Source organism: Pontibacter sp. JAM-7, assembly GCF_048548695.2.
Classification (GTDB): Bacteria; Pseudomonadota; Gammaproteobacteria; order Pseudomonadales; family Balneatricaceae; genus Neptuniibacter.
Window position 1 is genome coordinate 45,362 of record NZ_JBLYIF020000008.1, and the last position, 15,301, is coordinate 60,662.

The 15,301-nt window shown below is 51.0% G+C and carries 15 protein-coding genes; 5 read left to right on the forward strand and 10 right to left on the reverse strand.

Going from position 1 to position 15,301, the window contains the following annotated elements; translation table 11 throughout:
• Positions 1 to 5: 5 nt before the first annotated feature.
• The 6 genes from cmk to gyrA form a co-directional block, all read right to left on the reverse strand.
• The gene (cmk, locus tag ACFVYJ_RS11645) at positions 6 to 692 is read right to left on the reverse strand and encodes a (d)CMP kinase (RefSeq protein ID WP_419414882.1); all 687 of its coding nucleotides are present in this window, start codon (positions 690 to 692) and stop codon (positions 6 to 8) included.
• The gene (locus tag ACFVYJ_RS11650; RefSeq protein WP_419414881.1) at positions 692 to 2,914 is read right to left on the reverse strand and encodes a bifunctional prephenate dehydrogenase/3-phosphoshikimate 1-carboxyvinyltransferase; all 2,223 of its coding nucleotides are present in this window, start codon (positions 2,912 to 2,914) and stop codon (positions 692 to 694) included. Before ACFVYJ_RS11650 ends, cmk begins: the two co-directional genes overlap by 1 nt.
• A complete protein-coding gene (hisC, locus tag ACFVYJ_RS11655; protein ID WP_419414880.1) occupies positions 2,911 to 4,014 on the reverse strand; it encodes a histidinol-phosphate transaminase in 1,104 nt (367 codons plus the stop codon). The genes ACFVYJ_RS11650 and hisC overlap by 4 nt, the downstream gene beginning before the upstream one ends.
• Positions 4,015 to 4,023: 9 nt before the next feature.
• Complete coding sequence (pheA, locus tag ACFVYJ_RS11660; protein ID WP_419414879.1) at positions 4,024 to 5,118, reverse strand: prephenate dehydratase; 1,095 nt, start codon at positions 5,116 to 5,118, stop codon at positions 4,024 to 4,026.
• Positions 5,119 to 5,132: 14 nt separating this feature from the next.
• Positions 5,133 to 6,215: a 3-phosphoserine/phosphohydroxythreonine transaminase gene (serC, locus tag ACFVYJ_RS11665; RefSeq protein ID WP_419414878.1), complete on the reverse strand. Its 1,083-nt coding sequence runs from the start codon at positions 6,213 to 6,215 to the stop codon at positions 5,133 to 5,135.
• Between the two features lie 62 nt (positions 6,216 to 6,277).
• Positions 6,278 to 8,887, reverse strand: coding sequence for a DNA gyrase subunit A (gene gyrA / locus ACFVYJ_RS11670; protein ID WP_419414877.1), 2,610 nt, complete (start codon positions 8,885 to 8,887; stop codon positions 6,278 to 6,280).
• 205 nt (positions 8,888 to 9,092) lie between these two features.
• Between gyrA and ubiG the strand changes: the two genes are divergently transcribed.
• The 3 genes from ubiG to ACFVYJ_RS11685 are packed head-to-tail and all read left to right on the forward strand — an operon-like array spanning position 9,093 to position 11,254.
• Complete coding sequence (gene ubiG, locus ACFVYJ_RS11675) at positions 9,093 to 9,812, forward strand: bifunctional 2-polyprenyl-6-hydroxyphenol methylase/3-demethylubiquinol 3-O-methyltransferase UbiG (RefSeq protein ID WP_419414876.1); 720 nt, start codon at positions 9,093 to 9,095, stop codon at positions 9,810 to 9,812.
• Complete coding sequence (locus ACFVYJ_RS11680; protein WP_419414875.1) at positions 9,809 to 10,495, forward strand: HAD-IA family hydrolase; 687 nt, start codon at positions 9,809 to 9,811, stop codon at positions 10,493 to 10,495. The genes ubiG and ACFVYJ_RS11680 overlap by 4 nt, the downstream gene beginning before the upstream one ends.
• An 18-nt stretch (positions 10,496 to 10,513) precedes the next feature.
• Positions 10,514 to 11,254 (forward strand): YciK family oxidoreductase, encoded by a 741-nt coding sequence (locus ACFVYJ_RS11685; protein WP_419414874.1) that lies wholly within the window; start codon positions 10,514 to 10,516, stop codon positions 11,252 to 11,254.
• Positions 11,255 to 11,278: 24 nt separating this feature from the next.
• Here the strand turns inward: ACFVYJ_RS11685 and rluB are convergent, their stop codons facing one another.
• The 4 genes from rluB to ACFVYJ_RS11705 form a co-directional block, all read right to left on the reverse strand.
• Positions 11,279 to 12,154 (reverse strand): 23S rRNA pseudouridine(2605) synthase RluB, encoded by an 876-nt coding sequence (gene rluB, locus ACFVYJ_RS11690; RefSeq protein WP_419414873.1) that lies wholly within the window; start codon positions 12,152 to 12,154, stop codon positions 11,279 to 11,281.
• A 98-nt stretch (positions 12,155 to 12,252) separates the two neighbouring features.
• Positions 12,253 to 12,645: an H-NS histone family protein gene (locus ACFVYJ_RS11695; protein ID WP_419414872.1), complete on the reverse strand. Its 393-nt coding sequence runs from the start codon at positions 12,643 to 12,645 to the stop codon at positions 12,253 to 12,255.
• A gap of 89 nt (positions 12,646 to 12,734) precedes the next feature.
• Positions 12,735 to 13,355, reverse strand: coding sequence for an L-threonylcarbamoyladenylate synthase (locus ACFVYJ_RS11700; RefSeq protein ID WP_419414871.1), 621 nt, complete (start codon positions 13,353 to 13,355; stop codon positions 12,735 to 12,737).
• A 48-nt stretch (positions 13,356 to 13,403) separates the two neighbouring features.
• Positions 13,404 to 14,243: a PHP domain-containing protein gene (locus ACFVYJ_RS11705; protein ID WP_419414870.1), complete on the reverse strand. Its 840-nt coding sequence runs from the start codon at positions 14,241 to 14,243 to the stop codon at positions 13,404 to 13,406.
• A gap of 148 nt (positions 14,244 to 14,391) precedes the next feature.
• On the opposite strand from ACFVYJ_RS11705, the gene ACFVYJ_RS11710 reads away from it, so the two are divergent.
• Together ACFVYJ_RS11710 and ACFVYJ_RS11715 are read left to right on the forward strand one after the other, a co-directional pair.
• Positions 14,392 to 14,937, forward strand: coding sequence for a septation protein A (locus ACFVYJ_RS11710; protein WP_419414869.1), 546 nt, complete (start codon positions 14,392 to 14,394; stop codon positions 14,935 to 14,937).
• A 9-nt stretch (positions 14,938 to 14,946) separates the two neighbouring features.
• Positions 14,947 to 15,246 carry a YciI family protein gene (locus ACFVYJ_RS11715; protein WP_419414868.1) on the forward strand — a complete coding sequence of 100 codons (300 nt, stop codon included), beginning with the start codon at positions 14,947 to 14,949 and terminating at the stop codon, positions 15,244 to 15,246.
• Positions 15,247 to 15,301 lie beyond the last annotated feature (55 nt).

Genomic DNA, 15,301 nt, shown 5'->3' on the forward strand with positions numbered 1-15,301 from the left:
GCGTTTCAGCGAAGCCCTTTGTGCCTCGCTGTATCCATCACAGCGGCTAGAACCTCTTCGATTGACATCCGGGTCGTATCTAGGATGACTGCATCTGCCGCGGGCTTAAGGGGGGCAACAGCACGGTTCATATCCCGGTCATCTCGTGCCTTAATGTCCTCCAATATAGCTTGAAGACTAGCACCCACCCCCTTGCTTATCAACTGCTTATAGCGGCGCTGCGCGCGTTCTTCAGCACTGGCATCAAGATAGATCTTGACCTCTGCAGTGGGAAAAACCACTGTCCCCATATCTCGGCCATCCGCAATTAGTCCGGGGGTATCAGCAAAAGCCCGTTGCCGAGACAGTAAAGCATCACGTACAGCTGGTATCGCCGCCACAATAGAAGCCGCTTTACCGACATCTTCCGTACGGATCGCATCGGTGACTTCTTCACCTTCCAAAATCACACCGCCCGGCGCATCGCTCTGAGCCAGGAATTGAACATCTAGGTGCGCAGCCAACACCACTAGATCCTCATGATTACTTAACGCCACACCATGATGATGAGCAGCTAGAGCAACCAACCGATAGAGAGCACCACTGTCCAGCAAATGCCAGCCCAGTTCACGTGCCAGCAATTGGCAAATTGTACCTTTGCCCGAGCCACTGGGCCCATCGACAGTAATCACCGGCACCTGTTGTGAAGACATCAGCCTTCCTCCTTACTAACCTTCATTCCGGCATGCTGAGCCAGTTCAACAAATCCAGGGAAGGATGTGGCAACATTGGCGCAGTCATTAATCTTAATTTCACCCTGAGCCCGCAGCGCGGCAACACAAAACGACATCGCAATACGGTGATCGCCATGGCTTTCCACCTCGCCACCCTGCAGAGGGCCACCTTTGATAATGGCACCATCCGGAGTGCCCTCAATATCGACACCCAACGCTTTCAGTCCATCTACCATGACCTGAATCCGGTCACTTTCTTTAACCCGCAGTTCTTCAGCACCCGTGACCACGGTCTCACCCTCAGCGCAGGCAGCGGCCACAAACAGGGCAGGAAACTCATCAATCGCCAATGGCACCTGATCTTCCGGCACATGAATGCCTTTTAGCGGCGCGTAACGCACACGAATATCCGCCACCGGTTCACCACCCACTTCTTGCTCATTGTTCAGGCTGATATCAGCCCCCATCAAGCGCAAGATGTTGATCACCCCGATACGCGTCGGGTTAATGCCAACATGCTCAAGTGTCAGGTCAGAACCTGGGGCAATCGCCGCAGCCACCATAAAGAACGTAGCTGATGAGATATCCGAAGGCACATCGATATAACATGCCTGCAATTGCCCACCAGCACTGAGAGAAGCTTTGGCAGCGTCCTGAACCACCTCATAACCAAAACCTTTTAACATACGCTCAGTATGATCGCGGGTCGGCGCGGGTTCGGTCACCGCCGTTTCACCCTCAGCATAAAGGCCTGCCAGCAACAGGCAGGACTTCACCTGCGCACTCGCCATCGGCATATCGTAATGAATGCCTTTCAGTGGCTGACCGCCCTTGATTCTTAACGGCGGACGGCCCTGTTCGGCCGTTTCTATCTGAGCACCCATCAGCCGCAATGGGTCAGCAACACGACCCATGGGGCGCTTGCTCAATGACTCATCACCCGTGAGTTCAGTATCAAACGCCTGAGCCGCCAGCAAACCTGACAGCAACCGCATAGAGGTACCCGAGTTACCCAAATACAGTGGACCCGGCGGCTGCTTCAGCCCATGCATGCCCACGCCATAGATGGTTACCCGACCTTCATCCGGCCCTTCAATAACCACCCCCATGTCGCGAAATGCCTGCAGGGTAGCCAAGCTGTCTTCACCTTCCAGAAAACCTGCCACCTCAGTCACGCCGTTCGCCAGCGAGCCCAACATAATTGAGCGGTGAGAAATTGATTTATCACCCGGTACCCGAATGCTACCTGTTACGCTGCCACCCGGCTGCGTACGAAAGATTACGCTTAAATTGTTCATATTTTGTGAATATGCTGTACCAGAAAGAATTCTTGAGAAATGTTCCCGCGCGGCCTGAGCCCGGGTAAAGATACCCAGCATGGTCTGCCCATCACCCTGCTCTATGGCGGTTCGCAATTGAGCCAGCCCGGCACTGAAGTGATCCAGCTGCCCCAGCAATGCCTGTTTGTTTGCCAGACAGATGTCATGCCACATGGTCGGATCACTACCAGCGATTCGGGTAAAGTCCCGGAAACCGCCGGCAGCGTAACGAAAAATATCAGTATTATCTTGCTCTCTGGCTAAAGTATCGACCAGAGAAAACGCCAAAATGTGCGGCAGGTGACTGGTCGCCGCCAGCACCTCATCATGACGCGCCACATCCATCAGTAAGACTTCTGCGCCGGTGGAGCGCCATAACGCAGTCAGGGTTGCTACCGCCGCCTCGGACGATTGTGCCAAAGGCGTCAGAATCACCTTGTGCGCTTTGAATAGATCAGCATCAGCGGCAGCCACACCACTTTTTTCAGATCCTGCAATAGGATGACCGGGCACAAAGCCCTCTGGGATTTGGCCAAATACACGCATTGCCGCTTCTACGACATTTTTTTTGGTACTGCCTACGTCAGTCACCAATGTCTGCTTAGAGAGAAACGGGGCAATATGTGCCAGCACCGTTTCCATTACTTTCACTGGCACCGCTAATACGACCAAGTCAGCCTGCTCAACTGCAGACGCCAAGCCCTCTGCAGAAACAGCCTGATCTATTACTCCGCTGAGCAGACCCTGTTCGGTTTCTGCCGGGTCTCGATCGTAACCCAACACCTGCCCAAAGCGACGATTCGCCCGTAAGGCTTTCGCTAATGAGCCACCAATCAGCCCCAGGCCGATAACCAGTGTTGTATTAACCGGGATCAGCGTCATGAATCGAGTACCTCTTTTAATACATCCAGGCAACGGGCGTTGTCTTCCGGCCGACCAATGCTTATCCTCAGGTGTTCCGGCATGCCGTAATTTGCCAGGGGGCGTACAATGACTCCACGCGTCAGCATTGCCTGATACACAGGCCCCGCAGGTTGCTGCATATCAACGGTAATAAAGTTGCCCGCAGAAGGTATCCAGGGCAAACCTAAAACGGCCAGACCTGCTTCCATCTGGCGCATACCAGCCTGATTACAACGCTGTGTCCGCGCTAGAAAATCCGCATCTGCCAGCGCCGCGGTGGCCGCCACTAACCCCAAACTACTCACATTAAAGGGCTGCCTGACGCGACTTAAGATATCCGCCACCTGCGGATCCGAGACCGCGTAACCAATGCGCAGCCCTGCCAGGCCATATGCCTTAGAAAAGGTACGGGTGACTACCAGATTGCGGTACCGCTTTTGCAACACAAGCCCATCTGGAAAACCACTATCAAGCACATACTCGGTATAGGCTTCATCCAGCACAACCAACACCTGCTCAGGCACCTGAGCCATAAATACCTCCAACTCAGCTTGAGTAAACCAGGTACCGGTTGGGTTGTTAGGGTTGGCCAGAAAAATCAGGCGGGTTTTGTTGGTAATGGCTGCAGCCATCCCCTGCAGGTCATGCCCCCAGTCTTTGGCCGCCGTCACAATTGCTTTAGCACCACAAGCTTGCGTGACCAAAGCATAAACCAAGAAGGCATATTCGGAATAAATAACTTCAGCACCAGGCTGCAGATAAGCCTTGGCAATCAGCTCAAGCACGTCGTTTGAACCATTACCCAGTGTTAATTGCGTAACAGGAAGATCAAACTGCTGTGACAGCGCCTGTTTCAGGTGATAACCCGCACTATCAGGATAGAGCGCAACTGCATCCAGTTCTGCTGCCAGCGCAGCCTTCACTTTACCAGAAACGCCCAGCGGGTTTTCGTTACTGGCCAGTTTCACCACCGACGCCAAGCCTAATTCTCGTTGTAATTCCTCAGCTGGCTTACCAGGCAGGTAGGGCTGCAATCCCTGCACGCCTGAGGTTGCCAAGGCTCTGTAATCACAACTCATAGGGATTCCTTAGAGCACCGCACGGGGGTATGAGCCCAGCAGTTTGAGTTCTACACTTACCTGCTGTAACTGTTTTAACACAGCGTTCACCGCTTTTTCAGAGTGGTGTCCGGCGAAATCTATATAAAAAATTGACTGCTGGCGACTGCACCGGGATTCTACCCGTGTGAGACTGATATTGTGCTGATAAAACGGTTCCAATAGCTGATATAAGGCCCCTGGCTGATTATTCACCGACACCAAGATAGAACTCTTATCATCGCCGCTCGGACCGACATCCTGTGTGCCGATGATGAGAAAGCGAGTGCTGTTGTCGGGATTATCCTCGACATTACGCTCAACACTGACCAACTCATATTGTTCCGCGGCCATGTCACCTGCAACCGCAGCGCAATTTTCATCCTGGGAGCTGGCAACCAGTCGTGCCGCTTCTGCATTCGAGCTGACCGCCATTTTTTCACTTGCAGGCTGGTTTTGATCGAGCCAGGTGCGACACTGCGCCAATGACTGCTGATGCGACAAAATACGGCTGATCTTTTTAGGATCGGCACCTTTTTTCATCAGTAGATGCAGATGTACCGGGACTTCGACTTCACCACAGATTTTCAGGTCAAACTGGCGAAACAGATCAACCGTATGGCTGACCACGCCTTCAGTGGTATTTTCAATTGGCACAACACCATATTGCGCAGTCCCTGCCTGAACTTCACGAAACACATCCCGTAACGCTGGCAACGGCAGGTTACTGGCAGAGTGTCCAAAGTGTTTATGTGCTGCCTGTTGAGTAAAGGTACCTTCAGGTCCGAGAAACGCGACCTGCATAGGCGCTTCCAATGCCAGACAAACCGACATGATTTCCCGAAACAATCGGGCAACTTCTTTGTCCGGTAATGGCCCCGGGTTACGCTGCATCACAGCACGCAGCACCTGTGCTTCACGTTCGGGGCGGTAAAAAACAGGAGCCTCATCGCCGCGGTGCTTTTGCTTCACATCCGCAACCTGTTGCGCACAGCTGGCACGCTGATTCAGCAGTGTATGAATCTGCTGATCAATCGCATCTATCTGATCACGCAGTTTACCCAGTTCTTTTTCCTGCTCAGACATGCTGCATGCCCCACTTAGCCGTACTGTTTTTCAAAACTGTGCATAAAATCAATCAACGCATCTACTGCAGTCTCGGTCACAGCATTGTAGATACTTGCCCGCATACCACCGACAGAGCGATGCCCCTGGAGATTCAACAAACCCGCATTTTCAGCTTCCGCCAAGAAGGTTTTGTCCAGTGCTGCATCAGCCAGGGTAAAGGGCACGTTCATCCAGGAACGGTTCTGGGGCCGCATCGGATTGGCGTAAAAGTCACTACTATCGATGCTGTTATAGAGTTTTTCAGCCTTACGGCGATTCACTGCTTCCATGGCTGCCAGGCCGCCTTGTTCTTTCAACCACTGAAACACCAGCCCCGCCAGATACCAGCCATAGGTAGGCGGTGTATTGCACATGGAACCGGCATCAGCATGTACCTTATAGTCAAACATAGTGGGGGCATTGCCCGCTGCCTGACCCAGTAAATCATCACGCACAATAACTACCGTCAAACCGGCCGGTCCGATATTTTTCTGTGCGCCGGCATAGATCAACCCAAAGCGACTGACATCTATTTCTCTGGAGAGAATATTAGATGACATATCCGCCACCAGCGGCACGTCACCCGTCTCAGGGATATAGTCATACTCAACGCCACCAATGGTTTCGTTAGGCGTGTAATGCACATAAGCCGCATGCGGGTTCAGAAACAACTCATCCTGGCGTGGCACCCGGGTAAAGCTTTCAGCCTGAGTAGAACCGGCGATAGCAACTTCACAATAACGACTGGCTTCACTGATCGCTTTGCCCGACCAAATACCCGTATTCAGATAATCTGCGTGGCTGTTACCACCCAGCAAATTCAACGGCACCATCGAAAATTGTGAGGTCGCTCCGCCCTGCAGAAATAGAACTTTATAGTTCTGCGGTATCGCCAACAGGTCACGTAGATCCTGCTCAGCCTGTTCGGCAACACTTACAAACTCTTGACTACGGTGGCTCATCTCCATGATGGAGAGTCCTTTACCATGCCAGTCCAGCAATTCCTGTTGTGCCCGCTCGAGCACCGCATCAGGCAGTCCGGCAGGACCGGCGCTGAAATTGTACTTACGTGTCATGTATCGCTCTTCAATAAGATCTTGAATGAAAAGTGCGGCCCAAAGGAGCCGCACTTTTGAGGTTAGGCTTCTGGTGTATCCGCTGGCTCTGCGGCGCCTGACTCACCCTCCGCTGCAGCATCGGGTGCGACAAGCTCATCAGCTTCCGGCTCCTCAATACGCGCCACTCTCACCAGGTGTTCATCTTCCGAGACCCGGATCAGCGTCACACCCTGCGTATTTCGACTCAGTTCTGAGATACCATCCGAGGTTGTACGCACCAGAGTACCGCGGTTACTGATCAGCATAACATCATCACCATCCAGCACCTGAACGGCACCGGCCAGTTCACCATTACGGGCCGAACACTGCTGAGCGATAACACCCTGTCCGCCACGACCTTTGACTGGGAACTCTTCAATCGGAGTTTTCTTGCCATAGCCATTGGCTGAAGCGGTGAGCACCTTACCGCCATCCTGCGGGATGATAAGCGAGATAACATGAGTCTTCTCATCCATCCGCACCCCACGTACACCGCGCGCGGTCCGACCCATCGGCCGCACGTCACTTTCGCGGAAGCGCATACACTTACCTGCGCTGGTGAACAGCATGACATCATCTTCGCCACAGGTGATTGCTGCACCAATCAGATGATCGTCATCCAATAGATCCAGAGCGATCAGGCCACTACTACGCGGCCGGGCGAAATTGGTCAATGCAGTTTTCTTGACTACACCGGAAGACGTTGCCATGAAAATAAACTTATCTTCGTCATAAGTGCCGACCGGCAGGATAGTACTGATACGTTCATTTTCGTCCAGCGGAAGAATATTCACCACCGGACGACCGCGCGCAGCACGACTGGCTTGCGGGATTTCGAAGACCCTCAACCAGTAAACCTTGCCTCGGTCAGTAAACAGCAGAATGGTATCGTGACTATTGGCAATCAACAGATGTTCAATAAAATCTTCATCTTTGATTGCTGCTGCAGATTTACCCTTACCACCGCGGCGCTGTGCCTGGTAGTCAGTCAACGGCTGTGTTTTGGCATAACCACCATGGGAGATGGTGACAACCATATCTTCCTCAGTGATCAGGTCGGCAATAGTCAGATCCTGACGCGAAGCAATAATTTCACTGCGACGCTCATCACCATACTCATCCAACACCGCTTCCAACTCTTCACGGATCACTTCCATCAAGCGTTCACGCGAACCTAGAATTTTCAGCAATTCCGCGATTTTATCCAGCAGATCGCGGTATTCTGCGATCAATTTTTCATGTTCCAAACCGGTCAAGCGATGCAGACGCAGATCCAGAATGGCCTGAGCCTGAACCGGCGACAGGTGATAACTGCCTTCACGCAAACCAAAGCAGTCATCCAGATCTTCCGGACGGCACGCATCTTCACCCGCTCGCTCCAGCATCTGAATCACATCACCCGGTGCCCAGGCTTGAGCAACCAGGCGTTCTTTTGCTTCTGCCGGGTTCGGCGACTGTTTGATCAGTTCGATAACCGGATCAATATTGGCCAGCGCGACGGCCAGGCCTTCCAGAATATGCCCGCGATCCCGCGCTTTACGTAGCTCATACACCGTGCGGCGGGTTACCACCTCACGTCGATGACGAATAAAGCATTCCAGTGCGCTCTTCAGGTTCAACAACTGCGGCTGGCCATCAACCAGGGCCACCATGTTGATACCGAACACAGACTGCATCTGGGTTTGGGTGAACAGGTTGTTGATGATGACATCTGGCACTTCACCGCGACGCAGCTCAATCACAATCCGCATACCGTCTTTATCGGACTCGTCACGCAGCTCGGAGATCCCTTCCAGCTTTTTCTCTTTCACCAGCTCAGCGATTTTCTCAATCAGGCGAGCCTTGTTCAGCTGGTACGGGATTTCAGTGATAATCAGTGCAAGGCGGCCGGTTTTCGGGTCTTCTTCAACATGATGTTTGGCACGCACATAGATACGACCACGGCCCGTGCGATAAGCCTGCACGATACCGGCACGGCCGTTGATAATACCGCCAGTAGGAAAATCAGGACCTGGAATGTATTCCATCAGCTCATCGATAGTGAGCTCGCCATTTTCAATCAGCGCAATACAACCGCGAATCACTTCCCTGAGATTATGTGGCGGAATATTCGTTGCCATGCCTACAGCAATACCGGAGGAGCCGTTTACCAGCAGGTTTGGCAACCGATTGGGCAATACTGCGGGGATTTTCTCGGTACCGTCATAGTTATCAACAAAATTGACGGTTTCTTTATCCAAGTCAGCCAGCAACTCATGGGAGATTTTGGCCATGCGGATTTCGGTATAACGCATAGCGGCAGCAGAGTCACCATCAATGGAACCAAAGTTACCCTGGCCATCGACAAGCATGTAACGCATGGAAAAATTCTGCGCCATCCGCACAATGGTGTCATAAACAGCACTATCACCATGGGGGTGATATTTACCGATTACGTCACCCACAACACGCGCCGATTTTTTGTAAGGCTTGTTCCAGTCGTTGCCAAGTTCGTTCATGGCAAACAACACCCTACGGTGGACCGGTTTCAGACCGTCACGCGCATCAGGCAAGGCACGCCCAACAATTACACTCATCGCATAATCGAGGTAAGACTGCTTCAGTTCGTCCTCGATATTGACCGGCTGAATCTCTCTGGCTAGATCACCCATTCCGATTCCTTGCTTGTAGTTCTACGGAGACATTCCGCGTCATTTTTAACCGCAGGAGTATACCACATTTGAAACTATGGAATCCTGTTAAATTAAGCTGTTGCGGAGATGACAGCCATGTTGATAAAACGGGATAAGACTCATGCTGTCACCGATATGATGCCGATGCTAAAATGCGTCAAACTTTTTGTTCAGAATCCAGGCCATGACCGATACCAACCACAACATTGACCCGCAGGAAATCGCCAAATTCGAAGAACTGGCCAGCAAGTGGTGGGATCGCAACAGCGAATTCAAGCCGCTGCATGACATCAACCCGTTACGCCTGGACTTTATTGATCGCATAAGCCAGCTGGCGGGCAAACAGGTGCTGGATGTAGGCTGTGGAGGCGGCATCCTTTCGGAATCCATGGCGCAACGCGGTGCAAACGTTACAGGCATCGACATGGGGGCGGCTCCGCTGAAGATCGCCCGACTACACGGCCTCGAATCCGGCGTTAACGTGACCTACAAACAAGTGCCTGTAGAACAGCTCGCCGCTGAACAGCCCGGTTCATTTGACGTAGTGACCTGCATGGAAATGCTCGAGCATGTGCCTGACCCGGCATCGGTTGTACAGGCGTGCGCCGCACTGTGCCGTCCTGGGGGTTACCTGTTTTTCTCTACCCTGAACCGCAATCCAAAAAGCTATCTGTTTGCCATTGTGGCAGCAGAAAAGCTGTTGCAACTGGTGCCAGATGGCACACATGATTTCAACAAATTCATTCGCCCATCAGAACTGGGCAACTGGACCAGGGACAGCGGCCTGAACAGTCTGGAGATAACCGGCCTGACCTACAACCCAATCAGCAAGCGCTATCGCCTGACCCCCGGCGATGTGGACGTTAACTACCTGCTGGCTACCCAAAAACCGGACACACCATGACACCGTCAAACAGCTCAGTATTGTTTGACCTGGATGGCACTCTGATTGATACCGCACCAGACTTTCACCGGGTAATCAACCTACTTCTGCGGGAAGAGGACCGGGCACCTGTAAGCTATGACTTTCTGCGCACCTATGTCTCTAATGGTGCCCGCGCCATGGTCGCGGCGGCATTTAATCTTGCCGAAGACGATCAGAAATTCGATAAACTACACCAACGCATGCTGACCTTGTATTTAGACAATCTGAACCAGGACAGCAAGCTGTTTGAGGGCATCGCTCCATGCCTTAACTGGCTGCAGGAACAGGCAATTCCCTGGGGCATCGTCACCAACAAACCAGAGATATATACCCGCCCATTACTGCATAGCCTCGGCCTTGATAAAACCGCTAGCACCGTGATTTGCCCGGACCATGTTACCCATCGTAAACCACACCCTGAAGCACTGTTCAAAGCGTGCCAGGAGATCGATAGAGAACCCAGAGCATGCATCTATGTAGGTGACCATATCCGGGACATTGAAGCAGGCAAACGCGCCAACATGCTGACCATTGCAGCCGGTTATGGCTATCTAAACGCGAACGAAGATCCTAAAACCTGGCAGGCAGATTATCTGATCAATTCCTCCGCTAACTTGTTACCCCTGCTAGAATCCCTGTATAGGGATACTCCGCAGACTTGATACAGGATTGTACCGAATATGTTTGATTATCAGGCTCCGGCCAATTTGCTGCAGGACAAAGTTATTCTGGTTACCGGCGCCGGCAGTGGCATCGGCCGCACTGCGGCCATCAGCTATGCAGCCCATGGCGCTACTGTCATTTTACTGGGCCGGACGCTGGATAAACTGGAAGCGGTGTATGACGAGATCGAAGCAGCAGGCTACCCCCAGCCGGCGCTGGTACCGCTTAACCTGGATAGCGCGCCCGAACACGACTTTGACGAGCTAGCCTCGACTTTGAATCAGGAGTTTGGTCGACTGGACGGTATTCTGCATAACGCCGGCATTCTAGGAGTGCGCACCCCTCTCTCTTCATATGACCCCGTTATCTGGCAGCAAGTGATGCAGGTCAATGTCACGGCCCCGTTCATGCTGACTCAGGCACTCATGCCCCTGCTGGAAAAAGCTGAAAACGCCTCTATTATTTTCACGTCATCCGGCGTAGGCCGCCAAGGCCGGGCATTCTGGGGAGCTTACAGCGTTTCAAAATTTGCCACTGAAGGCATGATGCAGGTATTGGCTGACGAGCTGGAAAACATCAGCAACATCCGCTGTAACTGTATAAATCCTGGAGCAACCCGCACCCAAATGCGTACCACCGCGTACCCAGCGGAAAACCCCGCAGACAATCCGGCAGCGGAAGAAATCATGCCACTCTACCTGTACCTGATGGGCAACGATAGCCTGACAACTAATGGCCAGTCACTGAACGCCCAATAACCACACCGCTATAAAAAAAGCAGCTTAACGCTGCTTTTTTTTGTTTCCCTCTGGACGGCGTCGCCGACTGGTCGGCTCAACTTTTTGCCGGGAACCCTGTTTTTTCGATTGACGCACCTGCTGGTCACGCTGTTCTGGCGTAGGTTGATAAACCTCTCTTTCCGGCAGATTGACCATTGCCGCAAGGGCGTTCACCTCTTTACCTGGCATCTCTTTCCATTGGCCAACCTTAGCTTCACTGGGCATGAAAACCGGCCCATAGCGTACCCGTTTAAGGCGGCTGACCTGAACACCTTGAGACTCCCACAAACGACGCACTTCACGGTTACGGCCTTCCATCACCACACAATGATACCAGCGGTTGGCACCCTCTCCGTCGAAGAACCGAACATCCGAGAAACGCGCCATACCATCATCAAGCAACACACCATCCTTCAGGTGCTGAAGCGTTTCATCACTTACCCGACCAAGCACTCTTACCGCATACTCGCGGTCAATCTGTGCTGAAGGGTGCATCAGCGCATTGGCCAGTTCACCATCGGTCGTGAACAACAACAGTCCAGTGGTATTGATATCCAACCGGCCAACCGCAATCCAACGCCCGCTTTCCAGGCGCGGCAGCTTCTCAAAAACCGTAGGTCGCCCCTCCGGGTCATGACGCGTACAGATTTCACCCAGAGGCTTGTTATAGATAAGCACCCTACGCGGGGTATCTGTATCAAACATTAAATTAACAGCATGACCATCAACCTGTACTTTATCCTGCGGGCCAGCTCGATCACCCAACGTGGCATACTGGCCGTTCAATTTTACTCGGCCTGCTTCTATCCAACGCTCCATCTCACGACGTGAGCCTAATCCGGAGCGCGCCAAAACTTTATGTAGCTTTTCGTCTGTCATTTGACGCACCTGATGCTATTACGCATTTTTAATCTACAAGAAACAAAAAAGCCCTCTCGAGCATTGCCGAAAGGGCTCATAAATCTGAAGCGCCGATTTTAAATCAGGCAATCTTCTTTAGTAAATCCTTTTGCAAAGTAATCATTAAACGCTTTCGGTGTACGGCCCCGGCCGGACCATTCATGCACTTCACCAGCATCATCAGTAACGCGATATTTCGCCTGAACCTTCTTCTTAACTGGTTTTGCATCACCTACCAGATCAAGCAAATCACTAATATCGACACCAGCTTCCTGCATGGTTTTACGAATGGATTCTATTTTAGCCAGTTTTTCCTGTTCTTCCGCCAGACGTGCTTCCTCATCAGCGCGCCGTTCTTCTAAAATTTCCGTCAGATCAGATATAACTTTTTCTAATTCGCTGACAGAGAGTTCATGACACTGTTTACGCAAAGAGTTTTTACGAGTGATCACTTTTGAAAATTCTGACATGGTAATTTCACTATATTTATTAACGTTCGAGAGAGTCATTATCTATATAGCCAAAAGTATATCAAGTTTCAAAAAATATTTATTGCTGTTTAATTAAATAAAGATGTTTCACCCGCACCTTGGCGAATTACTTCAGGTACATCCTCAGTTAAGTCAATTACGCTAGTTGCTTCCATGCCGCAATACCCCCCATCAATAACCAGATCAACCTGATGCTGTAATAATTCCCGCATCTCATACGGATCAGTTAATGGTTCCGCTTCCCCCGGTAGAATTAATGATGTACTCATAATCGGTTCACCAAGCTCTGCTGTGAGCGCAAGAACAATGGGGTTATTGGGAATGCGGATACCAATGGAACGGCGCTTGGGATGCAACAACCTACGCGGCACTTCTGAAGTCGCTTTCAGAATAAATGTATACGCACCCGGGGTATAAGCTTTCAGCAAACGATAATTGGTATTATCCACCTTAGCGTATGTGCTTATTTCACTTAAATCTCGACAAACAAGCGTAAAGTTATGCTTATCACTCAACTGACGAATACGTTTGATTTTCTCCATTGCATTTTTATCACCCAGATGGCAGCCCAATGCATATGCACAATCTGTTGGATAAATAACCACACCACCCTTGCGGATAATTTCTACCGCCTGATGTATTAAACGTGCTTGTGGATTTTCCGGATGGATCTGAAAAAACTGACTCAACGCTAAATATTCCTTACAAAAACCCTAATATTAAAAATTAAATTTCGCTTACAGGTGACACAAAACATGGTTATCAGTATTCATTAACTGAGGAAATCTCCCCAACTCGGTCCAAGTATAACTAGGTGAATGAAAATCACTGCCACCAGACACCATTAAATCATACTGTTCAGCAATGCGAAGCAGGTGCTTTTGCTGTTCAGATGTAACACCCGGATACGCCACTTCAATGCCATGTCCGCCAGCGATGACAAAATCATGTAAAAGACGGCGAAGTTTACTGAACGTCATTTTGTATTTGGTGGGATGTGCCACCAAGGCAAAACCTTTCGCCTCAGTCACCACGGCAACTGTAGTCTCCAACTCTGGCCATACTGCTTTTACATCGCCGGATTTCCCCGCACCTAAATAACGCTTAAATGCTTCCTGCTCTGACCCAACAACTCCACTGGCGACCATGGCTTTTGCAATATGCGGCCGACCCAATACATCCGATCCAGCAATATCACGCGCCTGATCATGCAGATCTGGCAATTGCAATTTCCGCAAACGCTGAGTAATTTTTTGGCCGCGCTCAACTCTGAGCTGACGCACCCCTGTCAGGTACTCTTGCAACGAGACGGATTCAGGATCGATACCCAGCCCCAACAGATGAACCACCCGTCCCTCCCACTGGCAGGTTAACTCAACTCCGCTTATCAGTTTTAACTGCTTCGATAAACCACTGCGCTGCAAAGACAACACCCCGGCTACCGTGTCGTGATCAGTTAACGCCAGAACATCAATCTCTTTTTCTACCGCTCGCTCAAGCAGCTCCTCTGGTAGCAAAGTGCCATCAGAGGCTGAAGAATGACAATGCAAATCATAGCGTGGCAGAGGTCGGGACATCGTAATTCCGTTTATATTAAGGAAAGATATGCCATCTTCATGGCAGCATGGACTGTTTATACGAGCATACCAACTTTATACTAGGCGACATTACATTCGGCACAGGCCATCAAACCGCCGCCTGTTTGCCCCAACTAAAAGGGTTGTCATGAAGTTATTGCTCGATTTTTTACCTGTGGTTATTTTTTTCGTCATTTACAAAGTCACTGGCGATATTATCATGGCAACCGCAGTTTTAATTCCTGCCACCTTGCTACAAATGCTCTACACCTGGTACCGGACCCACCGTATCGAAACCATGCAACTGGTGACATTGGGGCTGGTCGTCCTACTGGGCGGAGCCACTATTTTGCTGCAGGATAAAACCTTTATTCAGTGGAAGCCTACTGTTGTTAACTGGCTGTTTGCGATTGCCTTTCTTGGCAGCCACTTTATTGGCCAGAAAACCATTGTCGAACGCCTGATGGGGAGCAGCATCAGCTTACCAGCTCAGGTATGGAATCACCTGAATATTGCTTGGATCATTTTTTTCATCGCGATGGGCATTATCAACCTTTTTGTTGCCTATAGCTTCAGCGAAGATATCTGGGTGGATTTCAAATTATTCGGCATGTTGGGTTTAACCGTGCTGTTCATTTTAGGCCAGGGTTTCTACCTATCACGCCATATTCAAAATACAGAACCAAAAGAGTGAGCACCTACCGTGTATTATGCCATCATTGCTGAAGATATTGATAACAGCTTGGAACAACGTCTGGCAGCCCGCCCTGCGCACCTGGCAAGACTGGAAGCATTGAAACAGGCAGGCCGGTTACTGATAGCTGGGCCCCATCCAGCAATCGATTCAGAAGACCCGGGCAGTGCCGGATTTACCGGCAGCCTGGTCATTGCAGAGTTCAGCAGCCTGGAAGAAGCCACACAATGGGCCAGCGAAGATCCATATCAGCAACAGGGTGTTTATAAAAATGTCATGGTAAAACCTTATAAAAAGGTTCTACCTTAGGTTTACGGAAACTATAATGGTTCCCGTTTACAATAGGGACGCGGGATCACGGAAG